This window comes from Gemmatimonadaceae bacterium, from assembly GCA_019637355.1.
GTDB lineage: Bacteria > Gemmatimonadota > Gemmatimonadetes > Gemmatimonadales > Gemmatimonadaceae > Pseudogemmatithrix.
In genome coordinates this window covers 1563188-1582049 of sequence record JAHBVT010000001.1, presented here as the reverse complement: position 1 = coordinate 1582049, position 18862 = coordinate 1563188, and the positions used below count along the sequence as shown (strand labels likewise).

The following is an 18862-nucleotide window of genomic DNA, read 5'->3' as shown; positions in this document are numbered from 1 at the left end:
CGCGCGCCGCGGCCGATCACGGCCGCAGTGCGGCCGTGCCGCCGGAAGTCCTGCGGCAGGTGCGGCGCATCGAGCTGCGCACGCGCGGCCTCGTGAACTCGCGCTTCACCGGCGAGTACCATTCCGTCTTCAAGGGGATGGGGATGGAGTTCGCCGAGGTGCGCGAGTACCAGCCGGGCGACGAAGTGCGCACCATCGACTGGAACGTCTCGGCGAGGATGCGCAAGCTCTTCGTCAAGCGCTTCGTCGAGGAGCGCGAGCTCACCGTGCTGCTGCTGGTGGACAGTTCGGGCTCCAGCCGAGGCGGTTCGGGCGTGCAGGACAAGCGCGGGATGGCCGCCGAGATGGCGGCGGTGTTCGCGCTCACCGCCACGCGCAACAACGACCGCGTCGGGCTGCTGCTGCATTCGGATCGCGTGGAGCACGTGGTGCCGCCCAAGAAGGGCCGCCGGCACGCGCTGCGGCTCGTGCGCGACGTGCTCGCGGCGCGGGCGCTGGAGCGCGGCACCGACCTCGGCGCGGCGTGCGACTATGCCGCCCGCCTCTTGCCGCACCGCAGCATCGTGTTCGTGGTCTCGGATTTCGTGTCGCCGGACTACGAGCAACCGCTCACCCGCCTCGCGCGGCGGCACGACGTCATCGCCGTGGTGCTCGACGATCCCGGCGAGCGCGAGCTGCCGAACGTCGGCGTGGCGCGCCTGCGCGATGCCGAGACTGGCGCGCTGGCGGAGGTCGATACCAGCGATCCGACCGTGCGCGCGCGCTATGCGGCGCATCTCCGTCAGGAACGTGAGGCGCGGCAGGCGCTGCTGCGGCGCCTTGGCGTGGACGAGGTGCTCGTGCCGCTCGAGCAGGGCTACGTCGAGGCGATGGTGAAGTTCTTCCGCGCACGCGAGACGCGGGCCCGTCGCCGATGATCGCCGCGCTCGCCCTTGGCCTGCTCCTGCAGGGGGCCGCGGATCCCGTGCGCGCGCCGTCCGTGAGCGCGCGCGTGGCACCGGAGTTTCCGGCGGTGGGTGAGCCGATCACGATCGAGCTGCGGGTGAACGCCCCGCGCGGCACCTTGGTCCGCTTTCCGGTGCTGCCTGACACCGGCAGCCGCATCGAGCCCTTGGATCCGCGTGTCGTGCGGCGGGAGCCGGTGTCCGACGGCGTCCTGGAGGTCGCGACGTACCGGCTGATCGCGTGGGATACGGGGCGCGTGGCCCTCGACTTCGGCGACATCACGGTGGAGCGAGACGGACGCCTCACGCGCTACCCGGTGAACGTCGGCGAACTGCGCATCCACAGCGTGTTGCCGCGCGATTCGTCATCGCACGCGCCGCGGCCGGCCCGCGCCCCCATCGACGCACCGACGATGCCCTGGCGCTGGTGGGTCGCCGCCGTCGTGCTCGCGGCCGTGTCGTGGTGGGGCTGGCGCCGCTGGCGCGCACACCGCGAGGCGCAGGCGGCCCTCGATCCGGGTGCGTATGCCCGTGCCCGCGACGCGCTCGCCCACGTGCGCAAGCTGGAACTGCTCAGCGCCGGTGAACCGGGGCGGCACCTCATCGCCCAGGTGGAGGTGCTGCGCCGCTACGTCGCCGAGCGCTGGCCGAGTCTTCCGCGGTCGCTGACCGCGTCGGAGCTCGCGCAGCGTCTCGCGCAGGAGGACTTCCCGATCCTGCCGGAGCGGGTGGTGGCGCTGGTCGAGCGGGCCGAAGCGGTGGCCTACGCCCGCGCGCCACTCGCGGCACCGGACGCGGAGCGCGCAGGCATCGAAGCGGCGACGATCATCGAGGAGTTGGAGCAGGCCGTGCGCGCACGCAGCGCGCGTGATGCGGGCAGCTCCCGCATTCGTCGCAAGAGGCTCCGATGACGGTCGGCGGACTCGCCTTCGCGGCGCCCTGGGCGCTGCTCGGGCTCCTCCCGGTGCTCGGGTGGATGCTCTGGCGCCGTCGCCGTCGTCCGCCGGCGCTGGTGCACGCCCGCGCGGCGCTGCTCGCCGAGGGACCACGGCGCGGGCGCTGGACGGCACGCGCCCTGGTACTCCTGCGCGCGGTGGCGTTGCTGGCGCTCGTGGTGGCCGTCGCACGGCCGCGCACCGGCGCGCGCACCGAGACGCTCCGCGGGGACGGCATCAGCATCGTGCTCGCGATGGACATCTCGAGCTCGATGCTGGCCGAGGACTTCCAGCCGGCCAACCGCCTGCAGGTGGCGAAGGAGACGGCGAAGGAATTCATCGCCGCCCGCGAGACCGACCAGGTGGGGCTCGTCTCCTTCGCCGGCGAGGCGCTGACGCAGGTGCCGTTGACGCTCGACTACCCCGTGGTGCTGGCGGCGGTGGACAACCTGCAGCCCGGGCAGCTGGAGGACGGCACGGCCATCGGTACGGCCCTCATCACGGCGACCAACCGATTGCGCGATGCCGCCGGCCGCTCCCGCGTGGTCATCCTGCTCACGGACGGCGAGAACAACCGCGGCGCGATCGACCCGCGCACGGCGGCCCAGGCCGCCGCCGCGATGGGAATCCGCGTGCACACGGTAGGCATCGGCAGCGAAGGTGTGGCCCCGGTGCCGGTGGGGCGGGGCGTCTTCGGCCTGCGGTATGAGAACCGACCGGTGCGTATCGACGAGGCCTTGCTCGAGGACATCGCCGCCACCACCGGCGGCCGATACCAGCGGGCGCGCGACGCCGAGGCGCTGCGTCGCACTTATCAGCAGATCGACGCGCTCGAGCGCGCTCCGATGCGCGAGGCGCGCCTCGTGCGATTCCGCGACTGGTACCTGTGGCCGCTGGGCATCGCGATGTTCGCGTTGCTGCTGGAGTTGGGCCTGCTTTGGCGCCGAGGGCCGTTGCCGTGATGCGTTTCGTGGACCGGCCGTGGGGCTTGCTGGCCGCCGTTGCCGTCGCGGTGCTGGCGTTCGCGCTGGTGCGGCTGGGGCACGCGCGTCGGCGTGCGCGACTGCTGCGCTACGGTGCGCCCGAGGCGCTGGCGCGCTTGGCCCCGCCGGAGGCTGCGCTCGTGCCGACCGCACGGGCCTGGCGTCTGGGAGCGGCGGCGCTGGCGTTGGGTGTCGCGCTGGCGGGCCCGCGCTGGGGGCGTGCCACGCAGACGCTGCAAGTCGAGGGCGTAGACGTCGCCATCGCGCTTGATCTTTCGCTCTCGATGCTCGCGGACGACGAGCGCCCCAGCCGCCTCGAACGAATGAAGCAGGAAGTGCGGCGCCTGCGCGCCAGCAGCCCTGGCGACCGCTTCGCGCTCCTCGGCTTCGCCGGGCGCAGCTACATCCTCTCGCCGCTCACGGCAGATGACGGCGCCATCGACCTCTTCCTCGACAATCTCAGCCCGAACATCGTGGGGCAGGCGGGGTCGGCGATCGCGCCGCCGCTGCGCCAAGGCATCGATCTCCTGATGGCGAGCCGCGGTGATGCCGACCGCGCCTTGGTGGTGATGAGCGACGGCGAGGCCTTTGATGACCACCAAGAGGCCCTCGTGCTCGCGGCCGAGGCGCGCGATGCTGGCATCAGCTTGATCACCGTCGGCTTCGGCACTCCCGGTGGCGGTACGATTCCGCTGCCAGGCACCGGCGGCGCCGACGTGAAGCGCGACGAGAACGGGGAGATCGTGATCACGCGCTATGACCCGACGTTCCTTTCGGCGTTGGCCAAGGCCGCCGAAGGCGAGTTCGTGCCCGCCGATGCCACCGACAAGAGCAATCGCGTCCGCCGCGTGCTGGCGGGCCTGGAGACGGCGTCGCGCGAAGAGGCGATCCGGCTCAGTCGCCCCTTGCGCTACCAGTGGTTCGCTCTCGTCGCCTTGCTGCTGCTCCTGCTCGATGCCGCCTTTGCCGACGGCGCGCGCTGGCCGTCGTGGCTGCGCCTGCGCCGCTCCTCATCGGTCGCGGTGTTGCTGGCGCTGCTGTTCGCTGCCCCCACGCTGCACGCGCAGGTGCCGTCGCTGCGCGAAGCACTTGAGGCGCAGCGCGCCGGACGCGTGGACGAGGCGATCCGCGCCTACCGCCGTATCGTCGCCGACGGCGATCGCCGGCCCGTCGTGCTCTACAACCTCGGCAGCGCCTTGCTCGCCGCGGACTCGCTCGACGGCGCGGTCGAGGCGCTCGAACGCGCGCTGTTCACCGGCGACCCCGCGCTGCGCACCCGCGCGCGCTACAACCTTGGCTTGGCGTATCTGAAGCGTGGCCTGCGCCTCGATGGCGACTCGCGCTCGGCCGCGCTGCAGAGCGCACGGCGTGCCTTCCGCACGGTCTTGCTCGAGACGCCGGGCGACCGTGACGCGCAATGGAACTACGAGCTTGCGTTGCGCGCGCCCACGGGCGGCGGCGGTGGCTCTTCGACGAACTCGCCGCCGCAGGGGCCGCCGCAGCCCGCACCGCCGCAGCCCAGCGCAATGTCGCGGCAGCAGGCCGAGGCGCTGCTCGATGCCGCCGCCCGCGAAGAACGCGACACGCAGGCGCGACGCCAGCGCGGCGGCACGCCGATCCGCTCGGCGGGACAGAAGGACTGGTGATGCGCGTCGCCACAGCCATCGCTGCCCTCGCGTTGCTCACCGTCGCGACGGCCGACGCGCAGAACCCCGACGGGGTCGGGTTCCGCGCCAGCGTCGCGCCCGATACGGTCTACGTGGGCCAGCAGGTGACGTACACGCTCAGCGTGCGCATCCCGACGGCGGTGCGGCAGCGCCTGCGCCGCAACCCGGAGTTCGTCCCGCCCGAACCGCGGGCGATGCTGGCCTACGACCTGCCGCTCTCTCGCGTCGGCGATGCCTCCGAGGACGTCGAGGTGCACACGTTCAGGCGGGCGCTGTTCGTCCTCACGCCCGGACGCTACTCGCTGGGGTCGGCGCGACTGACCTACGCGCTGCCGCAGAGCGCCAGCTTCTTCAGCCGCGAGGACGACCGGACGCTGCGGGCCGACGGCGTACACTTCGTCGCCATCAATCCACCCTCACGCGGGCGCCCGAGTGACTGGCTGGGCGCGGTGGGGCAGTGGCGCGCGGAATTGCGCAGCGACCAGCTGGCCCCGCGCGTAGGCGACCCGTTCGTGCTGACGTTGCGCCTTGAAGGCAGCGGAAACGCCACGCTGCTCCCGCGGCCGCCGCTGAGCATCCCCTGGGCTGACGTCGTCGCGCAGGACGAGCGCGTCCGACTCGACTCGACCCCGGCGCTGTTCGGCGGGGCCAAGGAGTTCAGTTGGCTCGTCACGCCGCGCGAAGACGGACCGCAGACGGTGCCCGCCGTGACCTACCCGGTGTTCGACCCCGCGCAGCGCCGATATGTGGCGGTCCGCACGGCGCCGCTGGCCGTCAGCGTGCGGGCGGGCGCGCTCGTCGCAGTCCCGCCGCGCGCAGCGGCGCGCGGGGACACCGCATCGCCGCCCATTCGCCCGAGCCTTGCTGGCAGCCGCAGCCCGCGACTGCCGTTTGCGGTGTTCCTCACCTGGCTGGCGTTGCTCGCGCCGCTGCCGTGGTTGCTGTGGCGGGTCGCGCCGCAGCTGATTCCACGCCGTCGTGCCAGGACCGAGCCGCCGCGAACGGCTCGTGCGATGCTCGAGCGCACCTTGCTTGCGCGCACCGGCCTGGCTCTCGCCGAGCACACCGATCCGGGGGCGCTGGCCAGCGCGCTCCGGCGTGAGGGCGTGACGGAGGAGACGGCGCGGGAAGTCGAGGCGCTGCGCGATGCCTGCGACGCGCAGGGCTACTCCCGCAAGCCCGGCGGCGACGTGCTCGACAAGGCGAAGCTTGTCCTCGCCAAGGTGGATGCCGAGGCGCGGCGGCGCGTGCTGACGCTGTTGCTCCTCGCGGCTGCGCTCGGTGCCTGCGCGCCGGGCGGAGATATCGAGACGCTGCAGGCCTTCACAGACGGGCGCACGGCCTACGTCGGGGCGGACTACGCGCGCGCACGCGATGCCTTCCGCACCGCCGCCGAGCGCAGTCCCCGCGACCCGGCCGTGTGGCACAACCTCGGCGCCGCCGCGTGGCAGGCGCACGACACGGCCACCGCCGTGCTCGGCTGGCAGCGCGCGCTGCGGCTCGATCCGCGCAACGGCGACGCGCGCGAGTGGCTGGCTCGCGTGCCCGCACCACAGCACCGCGGTGCGGCGCGCGTCCTGCCAGTGCCCGCATTGCCGGTGTTGGCGATGGGCTTGCTCCTGTGGTTTGCCGGCTGGGGCTGGGCCGGCGCCGCGGCGCGCCGTCGCCGCCGGACTCGCTGGCCGTTGCTCCTGGTGCTGCCCGGGGCGGCCTGCATCGCCTTCGGCGCCTGGCAGGACGCCACGCTCGAGGCGCGGGACCTCGTCGTGCTCGCCTCGCCCACGCCGCTGCGCGCCCTGCCGGCCCTCGGTGCGGACCCCGGGGCGATGCCGATCACCGGCGAAGTCGGCCGCGTGGTCGAGCGGCGGGGTGTGTGGCTACGCATCAATCTCGACGGCGGACGGGAGGGCTGGTATCCGGCCGAGCGGGTCCTCTCGCTGGCGCGCGATTGATTCCGGCCCCGCGCTCCCGGAGATTGCGGGGATGACCGCGCCGCGCATCGCCATCCTGCCGCCTGACGTCGCCGACCGCATCGCCGCCGGCGAGGTCGTGGAGCGCCCGGCGTCGGTGGTGAAGGAACTCGTCGAGAACGCCCTCGATGCCGGCGCCACGCAGGTGGACATCGACGTCCGCGAGGGCGGACGCGCGTTGATCCGCATCAGTGATGACGGCGGCGGGATGACGCGCGACGAAGCCCAGCTGGCCATTGCGCGTCACGCCACCAGCAAGATCCGCGATGCCGAGGACTTGGTCGGCGTGCTCAGCTTCGGCTTCCGCGGCGAGGCCCTGCCGGCCATCGGCTCGGTTTCGCGCCTGACGATCGAGACCGCCACCGGCGACGGCGCGGGGACGCGGGTGGAGGTGCACGGTGGTGCGCTCGGCGGCGTCACCGACGCGGCACGCCGACGCGGCACGACGGTGACGGTGGAGTCGCTGTTCTACAACACGCCCGCACGGCAGAAATTCTTGCGCGGCGCGAGGTCGGAATGGCGCGCGATCCTCGAGCTCTTGCACACGGTGGCGCTGCTGCGCCGCGACGTGCGCCTCACGCTGACGCACGACGGCAAGGAGCAGCTCGCGTTGGTGCCGGCGCGCACGCTCGCCGATCGCGTTGCGGCGCTCTGGGGTGCCGACGCCGCCGACCGCCTGGTGCCGGTCGAGGACGTGCAGGGCAGCATCCGCATCAGCGGCTTGGCCGAACGGCCCAGCGACGTGGGACTCGGCACGCGCCGCACGCTGGTCACTGTGAATGGCCGCGCGGTGCGCGATCTCGGCGTGATCCGCGCCGCCGAAGCGGCGTATCGCTCGACGATTCCGGCCGGCGTGCGGCCGTCGCTGCTGCTGCAACTGGATCTGCCCGGCGGCGACGTGGACGTGAACGTGCACCCGGCCAAGGCGGAGGTGCGCTTCCGCGACCGCTGGAACCTCGAGCGTGCCGTGGAGCGTGCTGTACGCCGTGCGCTTGGCACTGAGGACGCCATCGCGGCGGTGGGCATCGTGCGCGGCGTGCCGTCGGAGCCTACGTTGGGACGTGCGCTGGGCGTGGAAGCGTTGCGGCAGGCGATGCCGACGGCTCCGGCGCCGCTCTTCGACGCCGCGCCGCAGGACGCCGAGTCTCCCGCCGTTGCGGTCGAGGCGGCCGGTCGCGCCGATGACGAGATCATCGTGCCGCCGCTGTTCCAGTTCCACCGCACGTATATCGCCTTCGAGCGCCCCGACGCCTTGGTGCTGATTGACCAGCACGCGGCCCACGAGCGCGTGCTGTATGAGCGCTTTCTCGGCGCCTTCGAGGGCGGGCAGATGCCGAGCCAGCGCCTGCTGTTCCCGCTGACGCTGCATCTGTCGCCGTCCGAGGCGGAGGTGTTCGAGGCCGAGCGCGATGCGCTGGGACGGCTGGGATTCGAGGGCGAGTCCTTTGGCGGCTCGTCGGTGCTCGTGCACGCCGTCCCGACACCACATCCGCGTTTCGACGCGGAGCGTTGCCTGCGCGAGACGCTGGCCGCGCTCACCGGCGACCGCGAGCCCAGTGCCCACGCGCGCCATACTCGGCTCATCGCCACCGTGGCCTGCAAGGCCGCCGTGAAGGGCGGGGATCTGCTCGCGCTCGACGAGATGCGCGCCCTGTACGTGGCGCTCGCGCGGACGACGTTGCCGGCGCACGACGTGCACGGTCGCGCAACGATCCTCCAGCTTGGCTGGGGCGAGATTGACCGGCGATTCGGCCGCAGCTGACCTGCGCATCATCGCCGGGCCGACCGGGGCGGGGAAGTCCGCCCTCGCGCTGGCGCTGGCGGCACGGCACGGCGCGCGCCTCATCAGCGCCGACTCACGGCAGATCTACCGCGGCTTCGACATCGGCACCGCGAAGCCCTCGGCGGCCGAGCGCGCGAGGGTGCCGCACGCCGGTCTGGACCTCGCGGACCCCACTGAGCGATGGAACGCGGCGCGCTGGGCGTCGGCCGCCGCCGGGTGGCTGGCGGAGGACGCGGCCGCTGGGCGCCCGAGTCTCATCGTCGGTGGTACGGGGCTATGGCTGCGAGCCTTGGTCCAGCCGCTCGCCGATGAGCCGCCAATGGATCCGCAGCGCCGCGCCGAGGTGCAGGCGGAGCTGGCGACGATGGCGACGCCCGCGCTGCGCTCGCTCGTCGAGCGACTCGACCCGGAGCGCGCGGGGCTGGGGCGCGCCCAGTTGCTGCGCGCCGCGGAGGTCGGGCTGGTGACCGGCGAGCGCCTCAGCGATTGGCATCGGCGCGGGAGCGCGACGCCGCCGAGGCCTGCACGCTGGCTGATCGTGGACCCCGGTCCCGCGCTCGCGGCCCGGCTCGACGCGCGTCGCGCCGCGATGCTCGATGCCGGGTGGGTCGCGGAGGTGGAACGCCTCGCCGCGTCCGTGCCGGACGGCGCGCCCGCGTGGAACGCCTGCGGCTACCGCGAGATTCGTGAGGTGGTGCGCGGTACGGCGACGCTCGAGGCAGCGCTGGATGCGTTGCGGATCAGCACGCGGCAGTACGCCAAACGCCAGCGCACTTGGTTCCGTAATCAACTCGCGGGTGTCGGGCCGGTCACGCGGCTCGACCCCACGGCGCCGGATGCGGCCGAGGCAGGCGAACGCTGGTTCAACGAGGGCAACACGTGAAGCTCGGCATCACCTGCTATCCCACCTATGGCGGATCCGGCGCGGTCGCCACGGAACTCGGCATTGCCTTGGCCGCGCGCGGACACGAGGTGCACTTCATCACGTATGAGCATCCGTTCCGCCTGCCGCACTTCCTGCCGCGCGTGAGCTTCCACGAAGTCAACATCGGTAATTATCCGCTCTTCGAGTACCCACCGTACGACCTCGCGCTGGCGGTGCGGATGCACGACGTCGCGCTCTCGCAGGGCCTCGACCTGTTGCACGTGCACTACGCCATTCCGCACGCGACCAGCGCTTGGATCGCCAAGGAGATGCTGGCCACGCAGGGGCGACGCCTGCCCGTCGTCACGACGCTGCACGGCACGGACATCACCATCGTCGGGCAGGACCACTCGTATCACGCCATCACGCGATTCAGCATCGAGCGCTCGGACCGCATCACCAGCGTGTCGCGGTGGCTCAAGGATGAGACGGTGAAGGCCTTCGGCTGCGAGAACTGTCGCGTGGACGTCGTGCCGAACTTCGTCGATCCCGTTGAGTTCGATCGCGCAAGGCACGGCGACGGCCTGCGCGCCGAGCTGGGACGCGGCACGCCGGTGTTGATGCACATCTCCAACTTCCGGCCCGTGAAGCGAGTGCGCGACGTCGTGCGCATCTTCGCCAAGGTACTGGCGCAGCGCCCCTGCACCCTGGTGATGGTCGGCGACGGACCGGACCGCGGCGCCGCCGAGGACGAGGCGCGCACGCTGGGCGTCGCCGACAAGGTGCGCTTCCTCGGACGCATCGACGACGTCGCGCCGCTACTCGCGGCGGCCGACCTGTATCTCTTCCCGTCGGAGACGGAGTCCTTCGGGCTCAGTGCGCTCGAGGCGCTGGCGTCGGGCGTGCCCGTCGTGGGCTCGAACGTCGGCGGCGTCAGCGAGGTCGTCCGCGACGGCGTCACCGGCGCGCTGCTGCCCCTCGGCGACGTCGAGGGAATGGCCAGCGCCGCGCTCGCGCTGCTCGAGCCAACGCGTTGGGCAGCCGCCTCGGCGGCCGCCGCCGCAGATGCCCGGGCCCGCTTCAGCACCGCGCAGATCGTGGCGCAGTACGAGGCCATCTACGCCGACGCCCTCGCCGCCCTGCGCTAAACGCGCCGACCGCTAGTTTTCTGCGATGCACGAACCCTCAGTCTGGCAAGCGCTGGTCCTCGGTACGCTGCAGGGACTCACCGAGTTCCTCCCCGTCTCCAGCTCCGCGCACCTCTCGCTCACGCCTTGGGTCTTGGGCTGGCAACCCGCCGGGCTGGCCTTCGATGTGGCGCTGCACCTCGGCACCTTGGTGGCGCTGGTCTGGTACTTCCGCGCGGAGTGGCTGCGCTTGGCGGTCGGGGCGATCACCCTCCTGCGCCAGCGTCGGCCGGTCGATGATGCCTCGCGGCAGGCGCTGTTCATCGTCATCGCGACGATCCCCGCGGGCATCGCCGGTCTCGCCCTCGAGGACTTGGCCGAGACGGCCTTCCGCGCCCCGATCATCACGGCCATCGCGCTCGTCGTGATGGGCGCGGCGCTCTGGGCGGTGGACGCCAAGGCCGGCATTGCCCGGGCGCGAGAGCAGATGACCGCGCGCGATGCGCTCTTGGTCGGCCTCGCACAGTGTTTGGCGTTGGTGCCCGGCGTCTCGCGCTCCGGCGCGACGATCACGGCAGGCCGCGCCCTCGGCTTCGATCGCAGCTCGGCCGCGGTGTTCTCCTTCTTGATGTCGCTGCCGATCATTTCCGCAGCGGCCATCTTCAAGGTGCCCGACGCGCTGCGCGAGACGGGCCTCTCGCTCCCGTTGGTTGTCGGCATCGCGGCTGCGGCGGCGTCGAGCTGGGTGGCCATCGCCGTCCTCCTGCGCTTCGTGCGCAGCCGCAGCTACGCGGTGTTCGCCGTGTACCGCTTTGCGCTGGCCGCGGTGATCTTCGCCCTCATCGCGACGCGCGGGGGCTGGTGAGCTGGTTCGGAGAGTCGGCCGAGGCGCTGGCGCGCCGACTCGACCTGCCGCGCGTGCTGGCGGAGGCATCCGTGCCCTCGACGATGGACCTCGCGCACGCCCTCGCGGCCGACGGGGCGGCGCCGGGCACCTTGGTGCTCGCTGAGGAGCAGCGCGCGGGGCGGGGGCGCGGCGGGCATAGCTGGCAGTCGGCGCCGCGGGCTGGCATCTGGGCCACGCTGATCGAGCGTCCCAACGACCCGGCGGCGCTCGAGGTCCTCTCGCTGCGCGTCGGACTGCGCCTCGCGGCCGTGCTGGAGCGTTGGACGGACGCTGGCATCGGACTCAAGTGGCCCAACGACCTTTTCATCGGCGACCGCAAGCTCGCCGGTGTGCTCATCGAGGCTCGCTGGCGCGACCAGCGCCCGGATTGGGTGGCCATCGGCTTCGGCATCAACCTCGTCGTTCCGTCGGCGCACGAGGCCACGGCGTTGGTTGACGCGTCTGCTCCCGAGGTGCTGGCTGAAGTGTTGCCTGCGATGCGCGCCGCCGCCGCGGCGACGGGTCCGTTGTCGGCGTCCGAGCTCGCCGCCTACGAAGCCCGCGACGTCGCGGCGGGGCGGGCCGTCACCTCGCCAGCCCGCGGAACGGTGCAGGGCATCGCCGCCGACGGCGCCGTGCTGATAGAATCCAATGGCGTGGTCACGGCGCATCGCAGTGGCTCGCTGCAGTTTCTCTCCTGAGGATCGCCCGAATGCTTCTCGTCGCGGACGTCGGCAATACCGAAACCACGCTCGGCCTGGCCGAGGGCGATCGCGTCGTCGCCCATTGGCGCGTGACAACCGAGGCCGGCCGGACGCCCGACGAAGTGCATCTGCTGCTGCACAACCTGCTGCAGGCGTCGGGGCGCGCGGGGACCAAGCTGCGCGGCGCGGCCATCGGGTCCGTGGTGCCGGGCGTGACGCCGTCCCTGGCCGAGGCCGCCTCGCGCATCTGTGAGACGCCGGCAGTGATCATCGACGCCAAGTCGCCCCTGGGCATCAGGCTGGCCGTGGATGAACCGCTGACGGTGGGCGCCGATCGCATTATCAACACGCTCGCCGCCAGCCGGCTGTACCGGAGCGACTGCATTGTCGTCGACCTCGGTACCGCCACCACCTACGACTGCATCACAAAGGACGGCGTCTTTCTCGGCGGCGTGATCCAGCCGGGCGTGCGGACTTCCGCCGAGACGCTGTTCCGGCGCACGGCGAAGCTGACGGCTACCGAGTTGACCGCGCCGGCGAAGGTCATCGGCACGCGCACCGAGGAGTGCATCCGCGCCGGCGTCGTGTTCGGGGCCGCTGATGCTGTCACCGGTCTCGTGCAGCGCATCATTGCCGACTGGCCGAACCCCGGGCGCCCGAAAGTCGTGGCCACGGGCGGGCTCGCGCCCGTCATCCAGCCGCATTGTCCGGTGATCGAGTTGGTGGACCCGGACCTCACGCTGCACGGCCTGCGGATGGCGCACGCGATGCTCACCGCCGCCGGCTGAGGCGGCGGCTGGCTAGCGGCGCGGGAAGACTACGCCGAGGACTGTTGCGCGGTGGGTCAGCGTACCGCGCTGTACGTTCGTGAGGTCGCCCGCCGCGCGCACGGTCAGCTCGAACTCCGCACCGCGTAGCAGCCGCGTGCACACCAGGATTACCCCGTCGCCACCGGTCAGCCCGTCGGTGGCGGCGTCTCGCCAGCCGGTGTGGTCGACAACCCGCACGTTCCACTCCGCGCCGGCGACCGGCGTCCCATCGTCGTGCAGGGCGCGGGCGAGCAGCATCGTCGAGTTGTTGTTGACGTTCTGTGCACCGGCTTCAAGGCAGCGCTGTGCCACTTCTCCGTCGCGCCTCGGCACCATCACGGGTGCCGTGCTGAGTCCGGCGGCACCGACGTCGACAATCGCGCTCGTGCGCGTCGCCAGGCCGATGGCGAGGAGCTCCTCGTCCATCGCGAGGATCTCGTAACGGCCGGGGACGATGTTCTCGAATCGGAATGCGCCGGCGCTGTCCGTGCGCGCGGCGAACGGCGTGCCCCGGAGGGAAAGCTGCACGCCCGCGGCCGGCTGGCCGTCGCCCCACCGCGCCAGGCCCTCCAGCGTCGGAAGCGTCGCGCGCCAGCGCGTGCCGTCGCGCCATTCGGCCTCTGCAAGAACGCCACCGCTGCGGACGAGGATGACGCGTGTCGTCGCGCGCCCGCGCGCGCCCTGGTCGGCAACGGAGTCCGTCTGCATTCCCACCAGCGTCAGCGACCAGTCGTCGATCACCACCATCCCGTTGGGGAGCGCTCGGAAGGCGACGTTGCCGCCGGGCCGCAGTTGCTCGAAGTACCGGTTGAGCCCCACGTAGCGGAACTCGATCTCGCGGAGTTCGCGCGCCAGGGTGTCGATCCACAGGACGCCGGTGACGTCGACGCGTCCGCGGCGGCGGTCCGCGGCGTCGAAGCCCAGGCCCACCTGATTGGGCCGGTCTCGGACCCGCGGCACGACGTGGAAGCAGTAGCCTGCGGCGAACTCGTCGGCCAGCAGGACTTCGGCATCAGGGGCGTAGTAGACCTGCTCGCCGTCAATCTCCTCGAGGAATCCTCGACGCACGAAGCCTTCGGCGTCGTGGACGGCGGAAAACGACCGGATTGCGGCGGTCGCGGTGTCGAGGCGTACGTGCTGTGCACCGCCGCGCCCCGTCAGGTTGGTGCCGTGCCGCTCGTACAGAATACGGACCATCCGCGCCGGATTCTGCTCGCGCGAGACGATTGTGGCCAGGAGCCCCGCGCGTGCCTGCTCGATCAAGGCGACCGGTGACGGGCCACGAACGCGTCGCCCTCCGCATTGTGCCGCGACTACCCGCACCGGGTCCAGGAACGCGGGGATTCGCTGCATCTGGAACTCCACTCGTAGGGACGCCGCCGAGAGTGCCGCGAGGCGCTGAGTCTGCGGGCGAAATCCGATTCGCACCACGCGAAACTCGTCGACCGGCCCCGACGGGCGAATCCGGAACTCGCCTTGCGCATCGCTGAGCCCTCGGCCCCGCAGTTCGCCCTCGCCGTACACCTGGATGACCGCGCCGCTCAGCGGCTGGCGACCGGCACTGTCGATCACGCCACCGGTGATCGTCGCCGCCTGCGGCAGTGCCGGCTGGGCCAGCGTACCGATGAGGAGAATCCCGAGCAGGGCGGCTGTTCGCGTCATCCCGAGAGAATGTAGCAGGGACGAACTTGCGGGCGCCAAAGCGGCCGACCTCGTTCGCCGACTCGGCAAGCCAGCGCGCCAATCTGGCTTACTCGCCACCGCATAATGTGTTGTGGAACAACGGTTTATGCGTGCTTGGCAAGATGGCGAGCCGAGTTGACTGGCACGCCGCTTGCTGGTAGTTTCCGGTGTTGTTAGCACTCACTGCCCGTGAGTGCCAGCGCAATCAACAACCACCCACCTACACCAAGCAGGAGGACGGATATCTATGGCAGCAAAGACTGCGTCGGCCCAGAAGGTCGCGCCGCTCGCCGATCGCGTCGTCGTCAAGGCGCTCGAAGAGACGGAAACGATGCGCGGCGGGCTGTACATCCCGGACACGGCGAAGGAGAAGCCGCAGCAGGGTGAAGTGATCGCCGTCGGCCCCGGCCGCACCGAGGACGGCAAGCGCGTCCCGATGGAAGTGAAGGCGGGCGACAAGGTGCTCTACGGCAAGTACTCCGGCACCGAGGTGACCATCGACGGGGAGCAGTACCTGATCCTCCGCGAGAGCGACATCCTCGCCATCGTCAACAACTAACCAGAGGACCTGACTTCATATGGCTGCGAAGGAACTCCATTTCAACACTGATGCCCGTGCCGCCCTGAAGCGCGGGGTGGATCAGCTCGCCGAGGCGGTGAAGGTCACCCTCGGCCCCAAGGGCCGCAACGTCGTCATCGACAAGAAGTTTGGCGCCCCGACGGTCACCAAGGACGGTGTGACGGTCGCGAAGGAAGTCGAGCTCGTCGATCCGATCGAGAATATGGGTGCCCAGATGGTGAAGGAGGTCGCGACGAAGACCTCCGACCTGGCCGGTGACGGCACCACGACCGCCACGGTGCTCGCGCAGGCGATCTTCCGCGAAGGCCTCAAGAACGTGACGGCCGGCGCCAACCCGATGGCGATCAAGCGCGGCATCGACAAGGCCGTGGGTGCCATCGTCGACGAGCTCAAGAAGCTCTCGGTCCCGACCTCGGGCAAGAAGGAGATCGCGCAGGTCGGCAGCATCTCGGCCAACAACGACCCCGAGATCGGCAACCTCATCGCCGATGCAATGGAGAAGGTCGGCAAGGACGGCGTCATCACGGTAGAGGAGGCCAAGGGCCTCGAGACGACGCTGGAGACGGTCGACGGGATGCAGTTCGACCGCGGCTATCTCTCGCCGTACTTCATCACCGATCCGGACAAGATGGAAGCCGTCCTCGAGGACGCCCACATCCTGATCCACGACAAGAAGATCTCCTCGATGAAGGACCTGCTCCCGGTGCTCGAGAAGGTCGCGCAGACGGGCAAGCCGCTGCTCATCATCGCCGAGGACATCGAGGGCGAGGCGCTGGCCACGCTCGTGGTAAACAAGCTCCGCGGCACGCTGCGCGTGGCCGCCGTCAAGGCGCCGGGCTTCGGCGATCGCCGCAAGGCGATGCTCGAGGACATCGCGACGCTCACCAAGGGCATCGTGATCTCCGAGGAGATGGGCCTCAAGCTCGAGAACACGGTCCTCACGGACCTGGGCCGCGCCAAGCGCATCGTGATTGACAAGGACAACACCACGGTCATCGACGGCCACGGTGAGGCCGACAAGATCAAGGCCCGCATCAAGGAGATCGAGGTCGCCATCGAGAAGTCCACGAGCGACTACGACAAGGAGAAGCTCCAGGAGCGCAAGGCGAAGCTCGCGGGCGGCGTGGCCGTCATCAACGTCGGTGCCGCGACCGAGAGCGAGATGAAGGAGAAGAAGGCCCGCGTCGAGGACGCGCTGCACGCGACGCGCGCGGCCGTCGAGGAGGGCATCGTCCCGGGCGGCGGCGTGGCGCTGATCCGCGCCCAGGCCGCGCTCAAGGGCGTCAAGCTCGGCGAGGACGAGCAGATCGGCGTCGAGATCATCCGTCGCGCGATCGAGGAGCCGATCCGCATGATCGTCGCCAACGCCGGCGGCGAAGGCTCGATCGTCGTCGAGAAGGTCCGCGCCTCGAAGGACAAGAACTTCGGCTACAACGCCTTCTCTGACACCTACGAGGACCTCGTCCTCGCCGGCGTCATCGACCCGACCAAGGTGACCCGCACGGCCCTGCAGAACGCCGCGTCGATCGCCTCGCTCCTCCTCACCACGGAGTGCCTGATCGTGGAGAAGAAGGAAGACAAGCCCGCCCCGGCCGCGCCGGGTGGCGGGATGGGCGGGATGTACTAAGGACGAGGGAGAAGGCGAAGGGAGACGGGAGGGGGGCGGACCAATGGTCTGCCCCCCTCTTGTCCTTCCGGCCACCGACACTGCGGCGGCCGCCTGCGCCATCGGCGTGCGACTCAGTTATTGGGCAGGACGCTGGCGGCCTTCTCGGGGGAGTCGATCGCCTCGGCGACCACGCGGATCAGGCCCGACGCGATGTCGTAGACCCAGCCGTGCAGCATCGGGCGCTTGCCGCGCTCCCAGCACTCGCGGATCACCGGCGTGCGCGAGAGGATGCCGAGCTGCTGCAACACGTTCAGCTCCGCAAGCTTCGCCAGCTTCACCTTCGGATCGGTGAGCGCATCGAGCTCGTCGCGGTGCCAGCGGATGGTGTTGCGGATGTCGCTGAGCCAGTGGTCTACCACGCCGTTCGACGCCGGTCCCATCGCGGCCCGCAGCGCGCCGCAGTTGTCGTGCCCGCAGACGATCACGTGCGGCACGTCCAGCACGTTCACCGCGTACGCCAGCACCGACAGCATATTGAGGTCCGTGCTCCACACCTGGTTGCCGATGTTGCGGTGCACGAACATCTCGCCCGGCAGCGCCCCGGTCATCTTCTCCAGCGGTACGCGGCTGTCCGAGCAACCCACCATCAGGAAGTGCGGCTCCTGCCCGCCCTCCGTCCGGCTGAAGAACTCCGGGTCGCGCGAGAGCATCTCTTCCGCCCAGGCACGGTTATTGGCGATCAGTTTCTTGAAGGTTTCCACGTGGGCTGCGCTCCGTTACTGTGGCGGCTGGTTCGGGGCAGGGAAGCCCACCAGCCGGAGGTCGATGTCGCGCTGCGGCGCCAGGCGCCGGAAGTTGCCGATCACCTCGAGCACGTCGGCGTCGAGCCGCCGCGTGCGCCGTGCGTCGAGCTCGACGCGCGAGCCGCGCGGCAGGGCCTCGAGCATCGTGGCCAGCGCCGCCTTGTGCAGGAAGTTGACGTTGTCGTGCAGCTGCAGACGCCGCAGCACGGCGCCGGGCGCGCTGACTTCCGTGTACGGCGGGCTCTGCACGTGGTCGCGCAGGATCACGATGACGCCCACCGCCAGGCCCGCGAGGATGCCGCGTAGCAGGTCGGTCGCGATGATCGCCACCACGGTGAACACGAACGAGAACGCGTACGCGCGTCCGCGCGCCACCGCCGAGCGGAACAGCGCCGGGCTCGCGAGCTTGTAGCCGATGTGGATGAGCACCGCGGCGAGTGCGGCCAGCGGGATGCGGTTCAGCAAGCCCGGGAAGGCCAGCACCGCCACCAACAACCACACGCCGTGCAGCACGGCCGACCACCGCGTCTTGGCGCCGGCCGAGATGTTGGTGGCCGAGCGCACGATGACGCCGGTGATGGGCAGGCCGCCGATGAGCCCGCTCACCATATTGCCCGTGCCTTGTGCCAGGAGCTCGCGGTCCGTCGAGGCCTCGCGATGCCACGGATCCATATCGTCGGTGGCCTGCAACGAGAGCAAGCTCTCGAGCGACGCGACGATCGCCAGGGTCACCGCGACCTTCCAGACGGTCGGCTCAAACATCCCGCTCCAGCGCGGGAATGCGAATTGTCCGAAGAACGCGCCGACGGAGTCGGGCACCGGCAACGAGACCAGGTGTGTCTCGGAAATCACCAGCCCTGGAGCGAACGCGCCGTAGAGCGCGTTCAGCACCAGTCCGAGCAGCACCACGACCAGCGGCGCGGGCACCTCGCGAAACCGCGCCAGCGGTCCCTTGCCCCAGAGGAACAGCAGCGGCAACGAGATGCCGGCGACGATGACGGCGCCCCACTGCAGCTGCCGGAACGCCTGCACCAGCCCGGTCACCGTCGACTCGGCGCTGGACTGCATGAACGCATCGTCGCGCATCGCGTCCACGTCGTAGCCGAGCGCGTGGGGAATCTGCTTGAGGATGAGGATGAGGCCGATGGCCGTCAGCATTCCCTTGATCACGGCTGACGGGAAGTAGTAGCCGATCACGCCAGCCCGGAGCACACCGAAGAGCACTTGCATCGCGCCGGCGATGACCACCGCCGCGAGGAAGGTGTCGAACCCGCCGAGCTCGGTGATCGCCGCCAGGACGATGACGGTCAACCCGGCGGCCGGCCCGCTGACCATCAGCTGGGAGTCGGAGATCGTGCCCACCACGATGCCGCCGACGATGCCCGCGATGATGCCGGAGAACAGCGGGGCGCCGGAGGCGAGCGCGATGCCGAGGCACAGCGGCACCGCCACGAGGAACACGACGACGGATGCGGGCGCATCGTGGCGCCAGGAAATACGATCGTGCATAGCGA

16 protein-coding genes are annotated in these 18862 nt (G+C 70.8%); 13 read left to right on the top strand and 3 right to left on the bottom strand.

Annotation, left to right across the window (positions count from 1 at the left end):
• The first annotated feature begins 35 nt into the window (after positions 1-35).
• The 11 genes from KF689_07270 to KF689_07220 are packed head-to-tail and all read left to right on the top strand — an operon-like array spanning position 36 to position 12652.
• Positions 36-917 carry a DUF58 domain-containing protein gene (locus tag KF689_07270; protein ID MBX3133168.1) on the top strand — a complete coding sequence of 294 codons (882 nt, stop codon included), beginning with the start codon at positions 36-38 and terminating at the stop codon, positions 915-917.
• On the top strand, positions 914-1855 hold the full coding sequence (locus KF689_07265; GenBank protein MBX3133167.1) for a hypothetical protein: 942 nt from the start codon (positions 914-916) through the stop codon (positions 1853-1855). Before KF689_07270 ends, KF689_07265 begins: the two co-directional genes overlap by 4 nt.
• Positions 1852-2841, top strand: a complete 990-nt coding sequence (locus KF689_07260; protein ID MBX3133166.1) for a VWA domain-containing protein — start codon at positions 1852-1854, stop codon at positions 2839-2841. The genes KF689_07265 and KF689_07260 overlap by 4 nt, the downstream gene beginning before the upstream one ends.
• The gene (locus KF689_07255; protein ID MBX3133165.1) at positions 2838-4508 is read left to right on the top strand and encodes a VWA domain-containing protein; all 1671 of its coding nucleotides are present in this window, start codon (positions 2838-2840) and stop codon (positions 4506-4508) included. The genes KF689_07260 and KF689_07255 overlap by 4 nt, the downstream gene beginning before the upstream one ends.
• On the top strand, positions 4508-6481 hold the full coding sequence (locus tag KF689_07250; protein MBX3133164.1) for a BatD family protein: 1974 nt from the start codon (positions 4508-4510) through the stop codon (positions 6479-6481). Before KF689_07255 ends, KF689_07250 begins: the two co-directional genes overlap by 1 nt.
• Positions 6482-6512: 31 nt before the next feature.
• A complete protein-coding gene (gene mutL, locus KF689_07245) occupies positions 6513-8261 on the top strand; it encodes a DNA mismatch repair endonuclease MutL (GenBank protein MBX3133163.1) in 1749 nt (582 codons plus the stop codon).
• The gene (miaA, locus tag KF689_07240) at positions 8236-9165 is read left to right on the top strand and encodes a tRNA (adenosine(37)-N6)-dimethylallyltransferase MiaA (protein MBX3133162.1); all 930 of its coding nucleotides are present in this window, start codon (positions 8236-8238) and stop codon (positions 9163-9165) included. The genes mutL and miaA overlap by 26 nt, the downstream gene beginning before the upstream one ends.
• On the top strand, positions 9162-10295 hold the full coding sequence (gene bshA, locus KF689_07235) for an N-acetyl-alpha-D-glucosaminyl L-malate synthase BshA (protein ID MBX3133161.1): 1134 nt from the start codon (positions 9162-9164) through the stop codon (positions 10293-10295). Before miaA ends, bshA begins: the two co-directional genes overlap by 4 nt.
• Positions 10296-10320: 25 nt before the next feature.
• A complete protein-coding gene (locus tag KF689_07230; GenBank protein MBX3133160.1) occupies positions 10321-11139 on the top strand; it encodes an undecaprenyl-diphosphate phosphatase in 819 nt (272 codons plus the stop codon).
• Positions 11136-11861, top strand: a complete 726-nt coding sequence (locus tag KF689_07225; protein MBX3133159.1) for a biotin--[acetyl-CoA-carboxylase] ligase — start codon at positions 11136-11138, stop codon at positions 11859-11861. The genes KF689_07230 and KF689_07225 overlap by 4 nt, the downstream gene beginning before the upstream one ends.
• A gap of 11 nt (positions 11862-11872) precedes the next feature.
• Positions 11873-12652 (top strand): type III pantothenate kinase, encoded by a 780-nt coding sequence (locus KF689_07220; GenBank protein ID MBX3133158.1) that lies wholly within the window; start codon positions 11873-11875, stop codon positions 12650-12652.
• Positions 12653-12664: 12 nt separating this feature from the next.
• On the opposite strand, the gene KF689_07215 is transcribed toward KF689_07220, so the two are convergent.
• Positions 12665-14335 carry a hypothetical protein gene (locus KF689_07215; protein ID MBX3133157.1) on the bottom strand — a complete coding sequence of 557 codons (1671 nt, stop codon included), beginning with the start codon at positions 14333-14335 and terminating at the stop codon, positions 12665-12667.
• A 268-nt stretch (positions 14336-14603) separates the two neighbouring features.
• Here KF689_07215 and groES point away from each other — a divergent pair, with 268 nt between their 5' ends.
• Together groES and groL are read left to right on the top strand one after the other, a co-directional pair.
• Positions 14604-14915: a co-chaperone GroES gene (gene groES, locus KF689_07210; protein ID MBX3133156.1), complete on the top strand. Its 312-nt coding sequence runs from the start codon at positions 14604-14606 to the stop codon at positions 14913-14915.
• A 19-nt stretch (positions 14916-14934) separates the two neighbouring features.
• Complete coding sequence (gene groL, locus KF689_07205) at positions 14935-16563, top strand: chaperonin GroEL (protein ID MBX3133155.1); 1629 nt, start codon at positions 14935-14937, stop codon at positions 16561-16563.
• 113 nt (positions 16564-16676) lie between these two features.
• On the opposite strand, the gene KF689_07200 is transcribed toward groL, so the two are convergent.
• Entirely contained in the window at positions 16677-17306 is a 630-nt protein-coding gene (locus KF689_07200) for a carbonic anhydrase (protein ID MBX3133154.1), read from the bottom strand.
• 15 nt (positions 17307-17321) lie between these two features.
• Positions 17322-18857, bottom strand: a complete 1536-nt coding sequence (locus KF689_07195; GenBank protein MBX3133153.1) for a SulP family inorganic anion transporter — start codon at positions 18855-18857, stop codon at positions 17322-17324.
• Positions 18858-18862 lie beyond the last annotated feature (5 nt).